Consider the following 19570-nt stretch of genomic DNA (forward strand, 5'->3'; position numbering starts at 1 on the left):
GACCGGCGCGGGCTTCACTTCCGCATCGCCTGCAGCGGCGACCGCAGCCGGTGCTTCGCCAGCCTTGGCTTCGGTATCGATCTTCGCGATCACCTCATCCGCACCGACGATATCGCCATCGTGCTTGATGACTTGCGCGAGCACGCCAGCCGACGGCGCGGGCACTTCGAGCACAACCTTGTCCGTTTCGATTTCGATCAGAATTTCGTCCTGGGCGACAGCTTCGCCCGGCTTCTTCTTCCATTGCAGCATGGTCGCTTCCGAGACCGACTCGGAAAGCTGGGGAACCTTGACTTCTACGATAGCCATTTCTGTATTGTCCTAATGCGTGTCTTTTTAAAGTCGAGCGTCGGGACCGGATGAGCGTCGGCTCATGCGGTCCCGATCAGGCAGCGATTACTTGGCGATGATCTGCGCGCCCTTGAGTCGGCCGAACGCGCCTTCCACGAGCGCCTTCTGCTGCTCGTAGTGCTTCGCGTAATAACCAACCGCAGGCGACGCCGATGCCGGACGGCCGCTGTATGCCAGCTTCATGCCTTCCTTCATGCCTTCGCGCAGGTGATGCTCGATGTAGAACCACGCGCCCTGATTCTGCGGCTCGTCCTGCACCCACACCACTTCCGTCGCGTTCTCGTACTTCTTGAGTTCCGCGTCGAACTGCTTGTGCGCGAACGGATACAACTGTTCGATACGCACGATGGCCACGTCGTTGCTCTTCGCTTCACGGCGATGCGCGACGAGGTCGTAGTACACGCGACCCGAGCACGCGATCACGCGCTTGACCTTCTTCGCTTCGATGGCTTCGTCCACTTCGCCGATCACCGGCTGGAACGAACCCTTCGCCAGTTCCGACAGATCGGACACGGCTTCCTTGTGACGCAGCAGCGACTTCGGCGTGGCGATAATCAGCGGCTTGCGGAACAAGCGAATCATCTGACGGCGCAACAGGTGGAAAATCTGCGCCGGCGTGGTCGGCTGAACCACTTGCATGTTGTGGTCCGCGCACAGTTGCAGGAAGCGTTCGATACGCGCCGACGAGTGCTCCGGACCCTGACCTTCGTAGCCGTGCGGCAGCAGCACCGTCAGACCCGAGACGCGGCCCCACTTCACTTCGCCCGACGAGATGAACTGGTCGATCACGACTTGCGCGCCGTTCACGAAGTCGCCGAACTGCGCTTCCCACGCGACGAACGTGTTCGGTTCAGCGGTCGAATAGCCGTACTCGAAACCGAGCACCGCTTCTTCCGACAGCACCGAATCGATCACCGTGAACTTCGCCTGACCTTCCGCGATGTTCTGCAGCGGAATGTAGGTGCCGTCGTTCCAGCGTTCGCGATTCTGATCGTGCAGGACAGCGTGGCGGTGCGTGAACGTGCCACGGCCCGAATCCTGACCCGTCAGACGCACGGCATAACCCGACGCCACCAGCGATGCGAACGCGAGGTGTTCGCCCATGCCCCAGTCGAGCTTCGATTCGCCCAGACCCATCGCGCGGCGATCGTTGATGACGCGCTCGACCAGCGGGTGAACCTTGAAGTTTTCCGGGATCGTGGTGATGCGCTCGGCCAGTCGCTTGAGTTCTGCCAGCGGCACGGCGGTGTCGGCGGCGTCCGTCCACTTGCGGTTCAGGAACGGCACCCAGTCCACTGCGTACTTGCTCTTGTAGTTCGAGAGCACCGGATCGACGGTGTGATGGCCTTCGTCCATCGCCTGACGGTAAGCCTTAACGAACTCGTCGCCTTGCTCGGCGCTGATCACGCCTTGTTGCACGAGCTTTTCTGCGTAGACCGCGCGCGTGCCCGGATGCTTCGCAATGGTCTTGTACATCAGCGGCTGCGTGACCGCCGGCGTGTCCTGCTCGTTGTGACCGAGCTTCCGGAAGCAGATGATGTCAACCACGACATCCTTGTGGAACTGCATACGGAAGTCGATAGCGAGCTGCGTCGCGAGCACGACGGCTTCAGGATCGTCACCGTTCACATGCAGCACCGGCGCTTCGATCATCTTGACCACGTCCGAGCAATACAGCGTCGAGCGCGAATCGCGCGGGTCCGACGTCGTAAAGCCAATCTGGTTGTTGATGACGATATGCAGCGTGCCGTGCGTGCCGTAACCGCGCGTTTGCGCGAGGTTCAGCGTTTCCATCACAACGCCCTGACCGGCGAATGCCGCGTCGCCGTGAACCTGAACCGGCAGCACTTGCAGACCGTCTTCGTCGCCACGGCGATCCATCCGCGCCTTGGCCGAACCCTCGACCACCGGATTCACGATTTCAAGGTGCGACGGATTGAACGCGAGCGACAGGTGAACCGGGCCGCCTTCCGTCGATACATCCGACGAGAAGCCCTTGTGATACTTCACGTCGCCAGCCGGCAGATCGTCGTGATGCTTGCCTTCGAATTCGGCGAACAGATCAGCCGGCATCTTGCCCAGCGTATTGACCAGCACGTTCAGACGGCCACGGTGAGCCATGCCGATGACGATTTCCTGCACGCCGCTCTTGCCGCCATGACGCACGACTTCGTCCATCGACGCGATGAAGCTTTCGCCGCCTTCCAGCGAGAAGCGCTTCTGACCGACGTATTTGGTATGCAGGAAACGTTCGAGACCTTCGGCAGCCGTCAGGCGACCGAGAATGTGCTTCTTCTTCTCGTTCGAGAAATTCGGCGTCGAACGGATCGATTCGAGCTTTTCTTTCCACCAGCGCTTTTGTTCAGGATCGCTGATGTACATGTACTCCGCGCCGATCGTGCCGCAGTATGTGTCACGCAATGCCTTGACGATCTCGCGCAGCGACGCACGCTCGAAACCGAAATACAGGTTCGTGGCGCTGAATTCCTGGTCCATGTCGGCTTCGGTGAAGTCGTAGAACGCAGGTTCGAGTTCGGGGATATGCGGACGCTCGCGGCGCTTGAGCGGATCGAGATTGGCCCATTGCGAGCCAAGGAAGCGATACGCGCCAATCAGCGACTGAACGTAGACTTGTTTGCGCGACGTGGCGAGATCTTCACCGCCACCGCCCTCACGCGGCATGAAAGCGTTCTGCTTTGCACGCAACGCAAACGATTCGACGATCGGGCCGTGAGCCACGTCGTTGTGTGCCGAGCCGTCGGAGGCGGGCACGTTTTGCAACGCGTCGAAATAAGCTCGCCAGGTCTCGGGCACTGACGCGGGATTATCGAGATATTGCTCGTACAGTTCTTCGACGTACGGAGCGTTACCGCCGAACAAGTATGAGTTCGACCGGAATTGCTTCATCATTTTTACGCTCACCTTTCTTCGGGTTTCCCGAGGAAGTGCGGGTTACAAAACCTTCCGCGCCACGGCCTGACCGTTTAGCGGATTGCGCGAATCAAGTCTGCTTGGAAGGACCTAACATGCGACAGCTAATCTCACTAGCATAGCACAGAACTATTCGTCATATGACCGGTAGTCGCATCTTCATATAGTCCTGCGCGCCTTCTGTACCGGGCATTTGCGGGCGTTTTCGAGATAAGCAAGGGCTGCCTGCAAACGCAAAAAAGCCGCCTTCGATACGACCTCGGGCGGCTTTTTCTTGTTTCGATTCAACGCGCTAAGTTAGTCTCAGTTCGTCTTAGTCAGCGTTGCCTTCACGGCTGGCGCGGCGACGCTCGTGTTCCTTCAGGTGACGCTTGCGCAGACGGATGGACTGCGGCGTGACTTCCACCAGTTCGTCGTCGTCGATGAATTCGACCGCGTATTCCAGCGAAAGCTGGATCGGCGGCACCAGACGCACGGCTTCGTCCGTACCCGAAGCACGCACGTTGGTGAGCTGCTTGCCCTTGATCGGATTCACGACGAGGTCGTTGTCACGGCTGTGAATGCCGATGATCATGCCTTCGTACAGCGCATCGCCGGGCGACACGAACATGCGGCCGCGATCCTGCAGCTTCCACAGTGCGTACGCAACAGCCGCGCCATCGTCCTGCGAGATCAGCACGCCGTTACGACGCTCGCCGATCGAGCCTTCCTTGACCGGCGCGTACGAATCGAACGTGTGGCTCATCAGACCCGTGCCGCGCGTCAGCGTCAGGAACTCGCCCTGGAAGCCGATCAGGCCACGCGCCGAAATCTTGTACTCGAGACGCGTGCGGCCACGGCTATCGGAACTCATGTCGAGCATTTCGCCCTTGCGGCGGCCGAGTTCTTCCATCACGCCGCCCTGATGCGTGTCTTCGATATCGACCGTCAGGTTTTCATACGGCTCGCACTTCACGCCGTCGATCTCTTGCAGCACCACGCGCGGACGCGACACCGCGAGTTCGTAACCTTCACGACGCATGTTCTCGACCAGAATGGTCAGATGAAGTTCGCCACGGCCCGAGACTTCGAACGTGGTTTCATCGCCCGTGTCTTTTACGCGCAGCGCGACGTTGTGGTTCAGTTCCTTGGTCAGACGATCGCGAATCTGGCGACTTGTCACGAACTTGCCTTCCTTGCCCGCCAGCGGCGACGAGTTCACGAGGAAGTTCATCGTCAGCGTGGGTTCATCGACGGTGATCATGGGCAGCGCTTCGGGATTGTCCGGCGCGCAGATAGTCACGCCAATGCCGATTTCTTCGATACCGTTGATCAGCACGATATCGCCCGCTTGCGCTTCCTCGACCTGCACGCGCTCCAGACCGTGGAACGACAGCACCTGATTGATCTTGCGATTCAGGATTGCGCCGTCCGGACCCGAACGCACGGCCACTTGCATGCCCGGACGGATACGGCCACGCGCCACACGGCCCACGCCGATACGGCCAACGTACGAGTTGTAGTCGAGCGACGTGATTTGCAGTTGCAGCGGACCGTCCGGATCAGCCGGGCGAACCGGCACGTGTTCAAGAATGGCTTCGAACAGCGGACGCATGGTGCCTTCGCGCACGTCAGGGTTCAAACCGGCGAAACCGTTCAGACCCGATGCGTACACGATCGGGAAATCGAGTTGTTCTTCCGTCGCGCCGAGCTTGTCGAACAGATCGAAGGTCTGGTTGATGACCCAGTCAATACGCGCGCCCGGACGGTCCACCTTGTTGACGACGACGATCGGCTTGAGACCGAGCGCGAGCGCCTTCTTGGTCACGAAGCGCGTTTGCGGCATCGGGCCTTCGACGGCATCGACCAGCAGCAAAACGGAATCGACCATCGACAGCACGCGCTCCACTTCGCCGCCGAAGTCCGCGTGTCCGGGCGTATCGACGATATTGATGTGCGTGCCTTCGTATTCGACCGCGCAGTTCTTCGCGAGAATCGTGATGCCGCGTTCCTTTTCGATGTCGTTCGAGTCCATGACCCGTTCGGCAACTTGCTGGTTTTCACGGAAGGTGCCCGACTGGCGAAGCAGTTGGTCGACGAGCGTAGTCTTGCCGTGGTCGACGTGGGCGATGATGGCGATATTGCGAAGGGCGCGAGTCATAAGAGGATGTCTTGGTTTGTGCGCCGTCGGAGCGGACCTTCTCCGGTGAGAAAGCCCTCTGGCTCGGCAACCCTTCATGAAGCGTCATGCGTACGTGCACATAAAAGTCTGCGCGTTGCATGAAAACCGTGGGTCCGGCGCGGTGAGAACCCAAAAGTATAGCACGCACGAATGTCGCTTTCTTGCAATAGGACGCGACCCGGAACGCGCTTGCGCACTCTGTCGCAGATGCCCGACAGTTCTTCAATGCTTGCCGCCGGTCAGCTAAGCGCCGCAGCGATTATTAAGCGTCTCTGGAAAACATCCTTGCAGCATCTGAAACACGCTCCTATAATCCTGCCTAGTCAACTATTGCAAGCGCACGATTATTTTCATGAGCGACGATCTCAACCCGCCCAACAGCGCGTCCGCGATCAACGATTACGTGCTGAGCGAAAGCGTCGGCTACCTCATCAGCCGCGTGCGCTCGACGATGTGGAACATGGTCACGCAACACACATCGTCGGAACTTGGCATCACCAGCACGCAGGCCAGCATCATGTTCATGCTGGCGGTCGGCAAGTGCGCGACGGCAGCGGATATCGCGCGCGAATACGGCATCGATGCCAGCGCGGTGACGCGTCTGATCGACCGGTTGGAAAAGCGCGGGCTCCTGTCGCGCGTACGCAGCGAGCAGGACCGGCGCGTCGTACGCCTCGCCCTCACCGACGATGGCCGCGCGATGGCCGAGCAGGTTCCTGCCATCTTCACGCGTGTTCTGGATAGCCTGCTCTCGGGCTTCTCGCCGGAAGAAGTCGGCTTTCTCAAAAACATGTTGCGCCGGATACTGGCGAATTCGTGCGATCCATCGGCGGCGGCGTTGCTCGCTGGCGCCGGCAAGAGCGCGTGATTGCATCGACAATCAAATCAGCGACGAAATCAGGCGCGAAAGCCTACAAAATGATTGCAAGGTCCATCTTTAACTCTGATTCAAAGAGACGAGCGATGAAACACCTCTCCTTGCCTGCACGACGGGGCAGCCGATTGACGAAAAGCGCTGTGGCCGCTGCGGCCGCGCTGTTCGTCGCGGGCTGCGCGAACTACGCGGGCATTTCGAGCGACAAGCAGATCGCTTCGCCCGACAACTATCAGGCCACGCAAAGCGTGCCCGGACAAGGCGGCCAGTGGCCGACGCTCGACTGGGCCAATCAGTTCGGCGATCCGCAACTGCCGAAGCTGATCGACGAAGCGCTGTCGGATGCGCCGACCATCGCGCAGGCGCAGGCGCGGATCGCGAAGGCATCGGCGTATATCGAGAGTTCGCGCTCGTCGCTGTATCCGAAGGTCAACGGCTCGTATTCGTGGAACCGCGAGTTGTTCTCGGGCAATGCGCTGTATCCGCCGCCGTACGGTGGCACGTGGTATAGCGAGAACAATGTGCTGGCGAGCGCATCGTGGGATCTGGATCTGTGGGGCAAGAACCGCTCGCGTCTGAATATGGCGGTGTCGCAGGAAAAGGCGGCCGAAGCGGATATGCAGCAGGCGCGCGTGACGCTGTCGGCATCGGTGGCGCGCACGTATAACCAGCTCGCCCTGCTCTACGCGCTGCGCGATGTTACACAGCGCGAAATCGCCAATCGCGAAAACGTCGGGCGCATTACCAACGGACGCGTCGCCGCCGGACTCGATACCAACGTCGAGCGCCGCACCGCCGAGGGCAACGTCGCGACCAGCCAGACCAATTTGAGCGATCTCGACGGGCAGATCGAATCGGTGCGGTATCAGCTTGCCGCGCTGCTTGGCAAAGGTCCGGATCGCGGTTTGCAGATCGCCAATCCGGTGATCGATACGAAAGTTAATCTCGCCCTGCCGGATAACGTGCCCGCCGATCTGATCTCGCGCCGCCCGGATATCGTCGCGGCGCGCTGGCAGGTGGAAGCGGCCACGCACAATATCAAGGAAGCGAAGGCCGAGTTCTTCCCGGACATCAATCTGGCTGCGGGCTTCGGTTTCGACGCGTTCGGCTGGGGCCGATTCCTGACCGCAGGCAGCCGTCAGATTCAGGCCGGCCCGGCCGTCCATCTGCCGATTTTCGATGCCGGCGCGCTGCGTTCGCAGTTGAAAGGCCGCTACGCCGATTTCGATAACGACGTCGCCAGCTACAACCAGACGCTGATCAACGCGCTGAACGACGTGGCGACCAATATCTCGTCGATCCGCGCCGTAGAAAAGCAAATGAACGATGCCAACCGCGCGCTGACCGCCGCGACGAGCGCGTACAACCTCGCCGTGATCCGCTACAAAGCGGGTTTGTCGCCACAACTGCAAGTGCTGACGGCGGACCAAAACCGCCTCGCCAACGAGCAGACGGTGACCAACCTGCGCATGCGCCGCAGCGATCTGCAGATTGCGCTGATCCGCGCACTGGGCGGCGGTTTCGATGCGACGAATACGAATCTCGCCATCGACGGGAGCGGGCATAAAGCATCGACTGCATCGACCAATCAAGCCGCGAACTGAGCACGTAATAAGCACGCAACACGACAAAGACGAAATACCCGGAGCCTTTCATGAGCGACCCTAATCAAAAAGCCGCCAGCGCCACGGCAGCCGCGCCAGCGCCCAAGCAGAGCAATACCAAGCGCCGCGTGCTGATGAGCCTGATCGTGCTCGTCATTATCATTGCGGCCGTCGCGTACGGTCTGTACTACTTTCTCGTCGCGCGCTTCCACGAATCCACCGACGATGCCTACGTGAACGGCAATGTCGTGCAGATCACACCGCAGGTCACGGGCACGGTCATCTCCGTGAACGCGGACGATACGCAGACCGTGAAAATGGGCGATCCGCTGGTGACGCTCGATCCCGCCGATTCCAAAGTCGCGCTCGATTCCGCCGAAGCGAATCTCGCGCAGACCGTGCGTCAGGTGCGCACGTACTTCGTGAACAACGGTCAGTACGAAGCGCAGATCGCGCTGCGCCGCTCGGACTTGTCGCGCGCGCAGGACGACTTCAAGCGCCGTATGCAGGTGGCGCAGACGGGCGCGGTATCGCAGGAAGAAATCTCGCATGCACGCGATGCCGTGCGCGGCGCGCAAGCCGCACTCGATGCCGCCGAGCAGGAACTCGCGTCGAACCGTTCGCTGACCGCGAACACGAGCATCGCCGAGCATCCGAATGTGCTGGCCGCCGCCGCGAAGGTGCGTGACTCGTACATCAACTATGCGCGTAACACGCTGCCCGCGCCGGTCACGGGTTATGTGGCGAAGCGTTCGGTGCAGGTCGGCCAGCGCGTCGCGCCTGGCAATCCGCTGATGGCGATCGTGCCGCTCAACGGCGTCTGGGTCGATGCCAACTTCAAGGAAGTGCAGTTGAAGCATATGCACATCGGCCAGCCGGTTGAACTGACGGCCGACCTGTACGGTTCGGGCGTCGTATATCACGGCAAGGTGATCGGCTTCTCGGCGGGCACGGGTTCGGCGTTCTCGCTCTTGCCCGCGCAGAACGCGACGGGTAACTGGATCAAGGTCGTGCAGCGTCTGCCGGTGCGTATCCAGCTCGATCCGAAGGAACTGGAACAGCATCCGCTGCGTATCGGCCTGTCGATGGACGTGGACGTGACCATCAAGGACGATCAGGGCGGCCAGCTCGGCAACGCGCCGAACACGGTGTATCAAACCAACGTGTTCGACAACTACGGCGCACAGGCCGATCAGGAAATCGCGCGCATCATCCAGCAGAACGCAGGCACGCAAAGCACGTCGATGCGCGGCAACGGCATTGGCAGTAGCAAAGGCAACGAGGCGTCGAAAACGGCGTCGGCTGCCAAGCTGATGTAAGCGGACGAGGCTCATGGCTCAGCAAAACATCGCTCACGCGCCGCTCGAAGGCGGAAAGCTCGTTATCGGGACGATCGCCGTATCGCTCGCGGTGTTCATGAACGTGCTCGATACGTCGATCGCGAACGTGTCGATTCCGTCGATTTCGGGTGATCTCGGCGTCTCGTCCGATCAGGGCACGTGGGTGATTACGTCGTTCGCGGTCGCCAACGCGATCTCGGTGCCGCTGACGGGCTGGCTTACGCAGCGCATGGGCCAGTTCCGGCTGTTTATCGGCTCGATCATTCTGTTCGTGATCGCGTCGTGGCTGTGCGGGCTCGCGCCGACGCTGCCCTTCCTGCTCGCCGCGCGCGTGCTGCAAGGCGCGGTCGCCGGTCCGATGATTCCGCTGTCGCAAACGCTGTTGCTCGCGAGTTATCCACGGGAGAAAGCGCCGGTCGCCTTGTCGATGTGGTCGATGACCACGCTGATCGCACCGGTCGCCGGCCCGATTCTCGGCGGCTGGATCTCCGACAATATCTCGTGGCCGTGGATTTTCTACGTCAACATTCCGGTCGGCATTCTGGCTGCGGGCGCGACGTATGTGATCTTCCGCGACCGCGATTCGGCCATCCGCAAGGCGCCGATCGATGTCGTCGGACTCGCGCTGCTGGTGATTTGGGTCGGCTCGTTGCAGGTCATGCTCGACAAGGGCAAGGACCTCGACTGGTTCAATTCGACGACCATCGTCGTGCTGGCGCTGGTGGCGGTGATCGCGTTTGCGTTCTTTATCGTGTGGGAATTGACGGCGGAACATCCGGTCGTCGATTTGTCGCTGTTTGCGTTGCGTAACTTCAGCGGCGGGACGATTGCGCTATCCGTCGGCTACGGTTTGTACTTCGGCAATCTGGTGCTGTTGCCGCTGTGGTTGCAGACCGTGATCGGCTACACGGCCACCGACGCGGGTCTGGTGATGGCCCCTGTCGGTCTGTTCGCCGTGCTGTTATCGCCCATCACCGGCAAGTTCCTTCCGCGCACCGATCCGCGTCGTATCGCGACGGCGGCGTTCATCATCTTCGCGCTGTGCTTCTGGATGCGCTCGCGTTACACGACCGGCGTGGATACATGGTCGCTCACGCTGCCCACGATTATTCAGGGTATCGCGATGGCGGGCTTCTTTATTCCGCTGGTGTCGATCACCTTGTCGGGCTTGCCGGGGCATCGGATTCCGGCGGCGTCGGGCTTGTCGAACTTCGTGCGGATCATGTGCGGCGGTATCGGCACGTCGATCTTTTCGACGGCTTGGGAACATCGCTCGATCTTCCATCACACGCAACTGGTCGAACAGGCGAACGCGTTCAACCCGACCTTCAACAATTCGATGCAGCAAATGGGCGCGCTCGGCTTCTCGCAGGATCAGACCGTCGGCCTGTTCAACAGCATGGCGACGCAGCAAGCCGCACAGCTCGGCGTGAACGATATGTTCTATATCTCGGCGGGGATTTTTATCGCGCTGATTGCGCTGATCTGGATTACCAAGCCTGAGCGTTCAGGCGGCGGGGATTCGGCGGCGGCGTCCGCAGCACACTGATGTGAGAAGGCCCGGATTCGATATCCGGGCCTTCTTTATTGTGCTGTGACGATCAGGCGTTCAGGCGCAAGCACGCCCTCGCCCGCTTTTGCGACGCCCAGCAATCGGTCGCCTTGTTGCGCATAAACACGTACGCGGCCTTCTTCGAGACGCGTGCTGACCACGTCGGCAAGACGCAGGCGCTGGCCGTGGAGAAAGCGCTTCGTGGCTTCGTCGTCGAGTTTCACTGCGGGGAAAGTCGATAGCAACGCATCGACCGGTTGCAGGCGTTGGTCGCGCTCGGCTTCGCTGAGCGCTTGGAGTTCATCGAGCGTGATCGCGTTTTCCAGCGTCAACGCACCGACGCCCGTACGACGCAGCGCAGTCAGATGCGCCCCGCATCCCAAAATCTCACCGATATCCTCAGCCAGCGTGCGCACGTATGTGCCTTTGCTGCACGTCACGCGAAACGTCACCAGCGGCAGCGCGCACGCGATCATCTCCAACGCGAGAATCGTCACCTGGCGGCCTTCGCGCTCAACCGTTTGCCCGGCGCGCGCGTATTCGTACAGCGGCTTGCCGTCGCGTTTCAACGCGGAATACATCGGCGGGACTTGGGTGATTTCGCCTTTGAATTTACCGAGCGCTTTGACGACGGCAGCCTCATCACATGTAACGTCGCGCGTATCGATGGCCTCGCCTTCGGCATCGCCCGTCGTGGTGCGAATGCCAAGGCGCATCGTCGCTTCGTAGGTCTTGTCGGCTTCGAGCAAATCCTGCGAAAACTTCGTCGCCTCACCGAAGCACAACGGCAACAAACCCGTCGCGAGCGGATCGAGCGTGCCCGTGTGGCCCGCCTTCTTCGCCAGATAAATGCGCTTCGCCTTGATCAGCGCGTCGTTGCTCGACAGACCGAGCGGCTTGTCCAGCAGCAACACGCCATCGAGCGCGCGGCGCGGAATCTTCGGACCGCCTTTCACTTACGCGCCTTCCTGATCTTCATCGGCATCTTTCGCGCGCGTCGCATTCGCTTCATCGATCAAACGCGACATTTCCACGGCCTTTTCGATCGTCTGGTCGTAGTGGAAATGCAGCGTCGGCACCGTATGAATATGCAGGCGCTTGAACAGCAAATTATGCAGATGCCCCGCCGCGTGATTCAGCCCTTCCTGCGTCTGCTTCGGATCGCCGGTCAGCGTCGTGAAATAGATTTTCGCGTGCGCGTAATCGGGCGTCAGTTCGACGCTCTGAATCGTCACCATTCCGATACGCGGATCCTTCACTTCGCGCATCAGCTCGGAGAGATCGCGCTGAATCTGGTCCGCGATCTGCACATTGCGATTCGCCGATGTCTTTCTTTTAGCCATGATGTTTGTTCCGTATCTCTTTCGCGCCGCTTAAGTAAAAAGGGCGGAGCGAGCCGCAAGGCCCGCTCCGCCCCTAACCGCTGCGGCTAGCGCATTACAGCGTACGCGCCACTTCGGTCACTTCGAAGACTTCGAACTGATCGCCTTCGACGATATCGCTGAAGTTCTTGATCGACATACCGCACTCGAAGCCCTGACGCACTTCCTTCACGTCGTCCTTGAAGCGCTTGAGCGAATCCAGCTCGCCGGTGTGGATCACGACGTTGTTGCGGATCACGCGCACCGACGAGGAACGCTTGACCACGCCGTCCGTGACCATACAACCCGCGATCAGACCGACCTTCGGCACGCGGATAACCTGACGCACCTCGACCATGCCCGTCACCGTCTCGCGCTTCTCCGGCGCCAGCATGCCGGACATCGCTGCCTTCACCTCATCCACTGCGTCATAGATGATGTTGTAGTAGCGGATATCGATGCCGTTCGCTTCGGCAACCTTGCGCGCCTGAGCATCCGCACGCGTGTTGAAGCCGATGATGACCGCCTTCGATGCCGTCGCCAGATTGACGTCCGACTCGCTGATCGCGCCGACCGCGCTGTGCACGATCTGCACACGCACTTCGCTCGTCGACAGCTTGAGCAGCGACTGCACCAACGCTTCCTGCGAGCCCTGCACGTCCGCCTTGACGATAAGCGGCAGGTTCTGCACTTCGCCTTCGCCCATCTGTTCGAGCATGTTTTCGAGTTTGGCGGCCTGCTGCTTGGCCAGCTTCACATCGCGGAACTTGCCCTGACGGAACAACGCGATTTCGCGCGCCTTGCGCTCGTCCGGCAACACGATGACTTCCTCGCCCGCCGCCGGCACTTCCGACAGACCCTGGATTTCCACCGGGATCGACGGACCTGCCGATTTGGTCGGCTTGCCGGTTTCGTCCAGCATGGCGCGAACGCGGCCGTAAGCGCTGCCCGCCAGAACCACGTCGCCGCGATTCAGCGTGCCCGACTGCACGAGGATGGTCGCGACCGCGCCCTTACCCTTGTCCAGCTTGGCTTCGATGACGAGACCCTTGGCGGCGGCTTCCACCGGCGCGGTCAGTTCCATCACTTCGGCCTGCAACGACACGTTTTCCAGCAGATCGTCGATACCCTTGCCGGTCTTCGCCGACACTTCGAGGAACGGCGAATCGCCACCGTATTCTTCCGGCACGACGCCTTCCGCGACCAATTCCTGCTTCACGCGATCCGGGTTGGCATCCTGCTTGTCGATCTTGTTGATCGCGACGACGATCGGCACGCCGCCCGCCTTCGCGTGGGCGATCGCTTCCTTCGTCTGCGGCATCACGCCATCGTCCGCTGCAACCACCAGAATGACGATGTCGGTTGCCTTCGCACCGCGCGCACGCATGGCCGTGAAGGCCTCGTGACCCGGCGTGTCGAGGAAGGTGATGACGCCACGCGGCGTTTCGACGTGATACGCGCCGATATGCTGCGTAATGCCGCCCGCTTCGCCCGCCGCCACTTTCGCGCGACGGATGTAATCCAGCAGCGAGGTCTTGCCGTGATCGACGTGACCCATGACGGTGACGACCGGCGGACGCGGCAGCTTCTCTGCCGTATCTTCCGTTGCTTCGCCTTCGACCAGCAGCGCTTCCGGATCGTCCAGCTTTGCCGCGACCGCGCGATGGCCCAGTTCTTCGACGACGATCATCGCCGTTTCCTGGTCCAGCACCTGATTGATCGTGACCATCTGGCCCAGCTTCATCATCACCTTGATGACTTCCGAAGCCTTCACCGACATCTTGTGTGCGAGATCCGCGACCGAAATGGTTTCCGGCACGTGCACTTCACGCACGATGGGTTCCGTCGGCGCCTGGAACGACGTCTGTTCCTGATGCTTGCCGCGACCCTTCGGACCGCCGCGCCAGCCGCGATCGACGCCGCCGCTGGAGTCGCCACGCGTCTTCATGCCACGGCGCTTCGATGCGTCGTCCTGCGACCAGCCGCCCTTGCCAGCCTTCTTCTTGTCGCCAGCGCCTGCCGGTGCCGTCGATGCCGGTGCGGCCGCGCCACCGCCAGCCGCCGGCTTCTTTGCCGCTGCTGCGGGACGAGCCGACTGCGCGCCTTCCGGCTTGGCGGGCTTGTGCAGCGTGCCCTTGGCTTCAGCAGCCTTCGCCGGTTCCGCGGCCTTGGCAGCCGCTGGTGCCGGTTCCGGCGCCTTGACTTGCGCCTTGCGCGGCGTGCTCATCATTTCGCGGATAGCGCGTGCTTCGGCTTCTGCCGCTGCACGACGCTTCGCAATCGCTTCCTGCTCGACGCGCGCCTTTTCGGCCTTCGCCTTCGCGTCTTCTTCCGCCTTCTTGGCGGCTTCGCGTTGCGCAGCGCGCTCGCTCGCAGCCTTCTCTTCCGCAGCCTTTTCAGCCTTCGCGGCCTTCTCAGCGGCTTCGCGCTGAGCAGCGGAATCGTCCTGCTTCGGTTCCGGCTTGGCTTCCGCCGCCGGTTGCTGCGTACGCGCTTCCTGACGCGCGGCCTGCGCCGCACGCGAGATTTCCGCAGCCTGAGCCGCAGCCGCCGCACGGCGCGCCGCTTCCTCTTCCTGCTTCTTGCGCTCGGCTTCCGCCGCTTCTTCGCGGGAACGACGCTCGGCTTCTTCCTGCTCGAGCTTCGCCTGACGCTCTTTCAGCTCGCGCTCTTCGCGCTCGAGCTGCTCGGCGGCACGGCGCGCTTCTTCCTCGCGACGCTGAAGCTCGGCTTCATCGACTTCCGGTTCCTCGACGTGATTCGCGGCCGACTCGGTTTGCTCCGCACCGGTTTCATCGCGTTTCACGAACACACGCTTCTTGCGCACCTCGACCTGAATGGTGCGAGCCTTACCCGTTGCGTCGGATTGCTTGATTTCCGACGTATGCCGGCGGGTCAGAGTGATCTTGCGCTTGTCGGCGTCGGCGGAACCGTGCGACTTGCGCAAATGGTCGAGCAGACGCGCCTTGTCCGTTTCGGACAGGTCATCGTTCGCGCTCGCTTTCTGGACGCCAGCCGCCTGCAGTTGCTCTAGCAACACGCCTGCAGGCATTTTGAGTTCCGCGGCAAATTGGGCTACGTTGTTACTCGCCATTCATTCCTCTTGATGCAAGGAAATATCCTTGCTGTTAGATCGGGGTCACGCGGCCGAACTGGCCGCCAAATTTCAGTGCGCCATGGTCATTTCTCACTGGAACCAGTGTTCACGTGCTTTCATGATCAACGCCTTAGCGGCATCCTCTTCCATACCGGTCATTTCGACCAATTCATCTACTGCCAGCTCCGCGAGTTCGTCGCGGTTCTGAATCTGGTGTTCGGAGAGCTTCGCGAGCAGGTCGCCGTCCATGCCTTCGAGGCTCTTCAGATCGAGCGCGACGCCTTCCACTTTCTCTTCATTGGCGATGGCCTGCGTCAGCAGCGCGTCGCGGGAGCGATTGCGCAGCTCGTGCACGGTGTCTTCGTCGAAGGCTTCGATTTCGAGCATTTCGTTGAGCGGCACGTAGGCGATTTCTTCGAGGCTGGTGAAGCCTTCGTCGATCAGGATGTCGGCGACTTCCTCGTCCACATCCAGACGCGCCATGAACAGCTCGCGCAACTTGCCACGCTCTTCGTTCTGCTTCAACGCCGACTCGTCCGGCGTCATGATATTGATTTGCCAGCCGGTGAGTTCGCTGGCGAGTCTCACGTTCTGGCCAGCACGGCCGATGGCGACCGCCAGTTCGTTTTCGTCCACGACCACGTCCATCGCGTGCTTTTCTTCATCGACGACGATCGACTGGACGGCTGCCGGCGCAAGGGCGCCGATCACGAACTGTGCGGGATCTTCCGACCATAGCACGATGTCCACGTTCTCGCCACCGAGCTCATTGCGCACGGCCTGCACACGCGAACCGCGGATGCCCACGCACGTACCGATCGGGTCGATACGCTTGTCATAAGCGATCACACCGATTTTCGCACGCACGCCGGGATCGCGCGCGGCCGCCTTGATTTCAAGCAGGCCTTGTTCGATTTCCGGCACTTCCAGTTCGAACAGCTTCATCAGGAACTCGGGCGCGGTGCGCGAGAGTTCGATCTGCGGGCCACGCGCCGTACGGTCCACCTTGGCGATATACGCACGCACGCGGTCGCCCACGCGCAGGTTTTCCTTCGGAATCAGCTGGTCGCGGCGCAGCAGCGCTTCGACACGGCCCGATTCGACGATGAAATTGCCCTTGTCCAGACGCTTGACCGAGCCGGTCATGATCTTTTCGCCGCGTTCCAGGAAGTCGTTCAGGATCTGCTCGCGCTCGGCGTCGCGCACCTTCTGCAGAATGACCTGCTTGGCGGCCTGCGCGCCAATCCGGCCGAATTCGATCGACGGAATGGGCTGCTCGATGTAGTCATCGATCTCGGCGTCGGGCTTTTCTTCCTTCGCTTCGAACAACAGGATTTCCTGATCCGGCTCTTGCAGACCGGCTTCGTCCGGCACCACGCGCCAGCGGCGGAAGGTTTCGTGCTCGCCGCTTTCACGGTCGATCGCGACGCGAATATCGACGTCTTCCTCGAACAGCTTTTTCGTTGCCGAAGCCAGCGCTGCCTCCAGCGCTGCGTACACCACGTCCTTGTTGACGTTCTTTTCGCGCGCCAGCGCATCCGCCAGCATCAAAACTTCGCGACTCATTGTTTGCGGCTCCTAAAGTCAACCTTGGGGACGAGACGTGCGCGGTCGAGGTCCGCGAGCGTGAAATCAAGCATCGCGGCGCCGTCCTTCCCTTCAAATTCCAATCCGATATTGTCGCCTTGCGGGGCATGCAGAATGCCACGGTACGACTTGCGCCCGTCCAACGGCTTTTTCAATGTAATGACGACTTCGCTCCCCGCGAAGCGCTCGAAATCGCCGAGCTTCTTAAGCGGGCGATCGAGTCCGGGCGACGACACTTCGAGGCGGTCGTAGTCGAAATGTTCGACTTCGAGCACGTACTGGAGCTGACGCGTGACCTTCTCGCAATCCTCGATGGCGATGCCTGCGGGCTGGTCGATGTACACACGCAGCATGCCGCCTCCCGAACGCTCGAGATCGACAAGCTCGTAGCCCAGGCCCGAGACCGTGGTTTCAATCAATTCCGTCAGTTGCACAGTAACTCCAAGGTGTTCGCGCGCTCCACGCCGAAACACCTGCGGGCAGCGCCTTCCTGCGGGCGCGCACCCCTGCTCCCGAGATGCCGAACCAAAAAGCCAAAAAAAAATGGGCCAATGCCCATCTTTTTCAACCGAGGTCGCACCCGGGCAGCGAAGAAAAACTACGTGCCCAGCGACTTTGTGATTTTAGCCATTTTCCGAGATAAACGCAAACGTAAAGCGCCGGTTCAGGGCCGTTTGGCGTCGATTCGCATATTTTTTGGCAAAGTGCGATGCGGGTGAAGCGGCGGTCGAAAGCGCTTGCGTTCTCTCGACCGCCGATCGCTTACTGACTTACCGGCCGCGCGGACGATTACGTCCGCCGCCCGGCTTGCCTTGTGCCGCCTGACCGCCCTGGCCCTGACGATTGCCACGCGGCGCGTTCCCGCCCGGACCACGCTTGCCCGCGCCGCCGCCGTTGCCGCCCATGCCCTGCGGCCCGCCTTGCGGACGCGCGCCGCGTGCCTGACGCGGACCATTGGCGCGATTGCCGTTCGGCTCGTTACCACCGATGCGATTGCCGTTCGCCTCGCCGCGGCCATTGCGACGGCCTGTGCCGCCCATGCCGCCGCCCGCGTTGCCGCCACCGAATCCACCGCCCATGCCACCCATGCCGAACGTGCCCGGCATGCTGCCGCTCGACGGACCGCGACGCCCGCCGCGACCATTGGGCGTCTGTTGCTGCGCCATCCGCGAGTGCGAGCTGAGCACCGGTTCGCGCGTAATGAAACCCATCGACGTTTGCATCGGATCGGGCTGTACGCGTGGGGTGGAGCTGCGACCGCCCTTTTCGGCTACCGGCGCTTTCAGGCCGACTGCCGCCATCAGGCTGCGCACTTCGTTGTCTTCGAGTTCTTCCCAACGGCCACGCTTCAGACCGCGCGGCAGCGCGATCGGACCGTGACGCGTGCGGATCAGCCGGCTGACCATCAGGCCAGCGGCTTCGAACATGCGGCGCACTTCACGATTGCGCCCTTCAGCCAGCGCGACGTGATACCAATGGTTCGTGCCTTCGCCGCCGCCGTCCTGAATACGCAGGAAGTTTGCCGGACCATCGTCGAGTTCGACGCCTTTCAGCAGCTTCTGCTTCATCCCTTCCGACAACTGGCCGACCACGCGCACCGCGTATTCACGCTCGACGCTGTATCGCGGGTGCATGAAGCGGTTCGCCAGATCGCCGGAGGTCGTGAGCAGCAGCAAGCCTTCAGTGTTGAAGTCGAGACGGCCGACCGCGAGCCATTTGGCGGTTTTCATCGACGGGAGTTTGTCGAACACGGACGGACGGCCTTCCGGGTCCGCGTGGCTGACGATTTCGCCGGTCGGCTTGTGATACAGCAGGATGCGCGGCGGCTTGCTCGCCAGCTTGCGCTTGATCGGCTTGCCGTTGATGCGTACCTGATCGGTCGGCAGAATCCGCTGGCCGATATGCGCCGGCTCGCCGTTCACAGACACGCGGCCCGCGATGATCAGTTCTTCCATGTCGCGGCGCGAGCCCATGCCCGCGTCGGCGAGAACCTTGTGGAGCTTCGGTGCGTCGTCGTCCGGTTCGAGCACGCGCTTTTGCTGAGGCGCGTTGCGGCCACGGCGGAGCATCGGAGCGCGCACGCCGGTGGTGCCGTTGTCGGCATCGAATGCGGGCGAAGTGACGTAGGCGAACAGATCGTCGCCGCCTGCAGCCGTCGAATTTTCCGTCGATGCAGCCGCTTCGTTGCGCGGCTGCTTGCCACGCTTTTGCTGCCCCTGCCCGTTCCTGCGATTCGCGTTGTCACGCGGCGCCTGCGGCTGCGTTGCCGATTCACCAGCGGCTTCGACGGTCGGCTCGGCGGCATCGCGGCGTGTATTTCTACGGCCGCCCTGACCCTGACCTTGGCCTTGCCCGCCCTCGGCCTTGGCTCGCGGCGCGCGCGGCGGCTTTCCGCTCGTGTCCTTGCGCGGCGCGCGGGCCTGTGCGGGCGCCACGCCATCCGGCGGCGTTTCGCTGACTGCAGCCGGCGCGCCGTCTTCGCCCTTCGTCTTGGCGACAGCGCGGCGTCGCGCGATCAGGCTGCGAGGACCGCGGCGCAATCCGCGACGCGGACGATCATCGCCCTCGCCGTTTTCGTCGTTGCGCTCGGCGCGCGTGCGGTCGCCGTTGTCGGCCGAATCCTGGGCGTCCGAGGCGTGCGCGGGCCGCGCGGATTCGGGCGAATCGCTGTCGTGGGAATGTGTCAAAACAACCTCAAATGTCGAATCGCGC

At 61.6% G+C, this 19570-nt stretch carries 13 protein-coding genes; 4 read left to right on the forward strand and 9 right to left on the reverse strand.

All coding sequences use genetic code 11. The features are described 5' to 3' along the window. The 3 genes from P7F28_RS30285 to typA all read right to left on the reverse strand — a co-directional run. Window positions 1-309 (reverse strand): biotin/lipoyl-containing protein (locus P7F28_RS30285; protein ID WP_306806079.1); only part of this gene is annotated, 309 nt, incomplete at its 3' end. Window positions 310-396: 87 nt separating this feature from the next. Beyond that, window positions 397-3261: a 2-oxoglutarate dehydrogenase E1 component gene (locus tag P7F28_RS30290; protein WP_277188788.1), complete on the reverse strand. Its 2865-nt coding sequence runs from the start codon at window positions 3259-3261 to the stop codon at window positions 397-399. 334 nt (window positions 3262-3595) lie between these two features. After that, on the reverse strand, window positions 3596-5422 hold the full coding sequence (gene typA, locus P7F28_RS30295; RefSeq protein ID WP_277188790.1) for a translational GTPase TypA: 1827 nt from the start codon (window positions 5420-5422) through the stop codon (window positions 3596-3598). Window positions 5423-5795: 373 nt separating this feature from the next. Between typA and P7F28_RS30300 the strand changes: the two genes are divergently transcribed. From P7F28_RS30300 to P7F28_RS30315, 4 genes are all read left to right on the forward strand, one after another. Further along, window positions 5796-6311 (forward strand): MarR family winged helix-turn-helix transcriptional regulator, encoded by a 516-nt coding sequence (locus tag P7F28_RS30300; protein WP_277188792.1) that lies wholly within the window; start codon window positions 5796-5798, stop codon window positions 6309-6311. A gap of 95 nt (window positions 6312-6406) precedes the next feature. Beyond that, entirely contained in the window at window positions 6407-7921 is a 1515-nt protein-coding gene (locus tag P7F28_RS30305) for an efflux transporter outer membrane subunit (RefSeq protein WP_277188793.1), read from the forward strand. 50 nt (window positions 7922-7971) lie between these two features. Beyond that, on the forward strand, window positions 7972-9240 hold the full coding sequence (locus tag P7F28_RS30310) for an HlyD family efflux transporter periplasmic adaptor subunit (protein ID WP_277188795.1): 1269 nt from the start codon (window positions 7972-7974) through the stop codon (window positions 9238-9240). Between the two features lie 13 nt (window positions 9241-9253). Then, the gene (locus P7F28_RS30315; RefSeq protein WP_277188797.1) at window positions 9254-10810 is read left to right on the forward strand and encodes a DHA2 family efflux MFS transporter permease subunit; all 1557 of its coding nucleotides are present in this window, start codon (window positions 9254-9256) and stop codon (window positions 10808-10810) included. Between the two features lie 35 nt (window positions 10811-10845). Here the strand turns inward: P7F28_RS30315 and truB are convergent, their stop codons facing one another. From truB to rluB, 6 genes are all read right to left on the reverse strand, one after another. Next, a complete protein-coding gene (truB, locus tag P7F28_RS30320) occupies window positions 10846-11769 on the reverse strand; it encodes a tRNA pseudouridine(55) synthase TruB (RefSeq protein ID WP_277188798.1) in 924 nt (307 codons plus the stop codon). After that, on the reverse strand, window positions 11770-12156 hold the full coding sequence (rbfA, locus tag P7F28_RS30325; RefSeq protein ID WP_277188800.1) for a 30S ribosome-binding factor RbfA: 387 nt from the start codon (window positions 12154-12156) through the stop codon (window positions 11770-11772). 94 nt (window positions 12157-12250) lie between these two features. Beyond that, on the reverse strand, window positions 12251-15268 hold the full coding sequence (gene infB / locus P7F28_RS30330) for a translation initiation factor IF-2 (RefSeq protein WP_277188803.1): 3018 nt from the start codon (window positions 15266-15268) through the stop codon (window positions 12251-12253). 93 nt (window positions 15269-15361) lie between these two features. Beyond that, entirely contained in the window at window positions 15362-16837 is a 1476-nt protein-coding gene (gene nusA, locus P7F28_RS30335) for a transcription termination factor NusA (protein ID WP_277188804.1), read from the reverse strand. Then, window positions 16834-17292 (reverse strand): ribosome maturation factor RimP, encoded by a 459-nt coding sequence (gene rimP, locus P7F28_RS30340; protein ID WP_277188806.1) that lies wholly within the window; start codon window positions 17290-17292, stop codon window positions 16834-16836. Before rimP ends, nusA begins: the two co-directional genes overlap by 4 nt. A 336-nt stretch (window positions 17293-17628) precedes the next feature. Next, a complete protein-coding gene (rluB, locus tag P7F28_RS30345) occupies window positions 17629-19545 on the reverse strand; it encodes a 23S rRNA pseudouridine(2605) synthase RluB (protein ID WP_277188808.1) in 1917 nt (638 codons plus the stop codon). Window positions 19546-19570: the final 25 nt, after the last annotated feature.

It is taken from the genome of Caballeronia sp. BR00000012568055, from assembly GCF_029439455.1.
Lineage (GTDB): Bacteria > Pseudomonadota > Gammaproteobacteria > Burkholderiales > Burkholderiaceae > Caballeronia.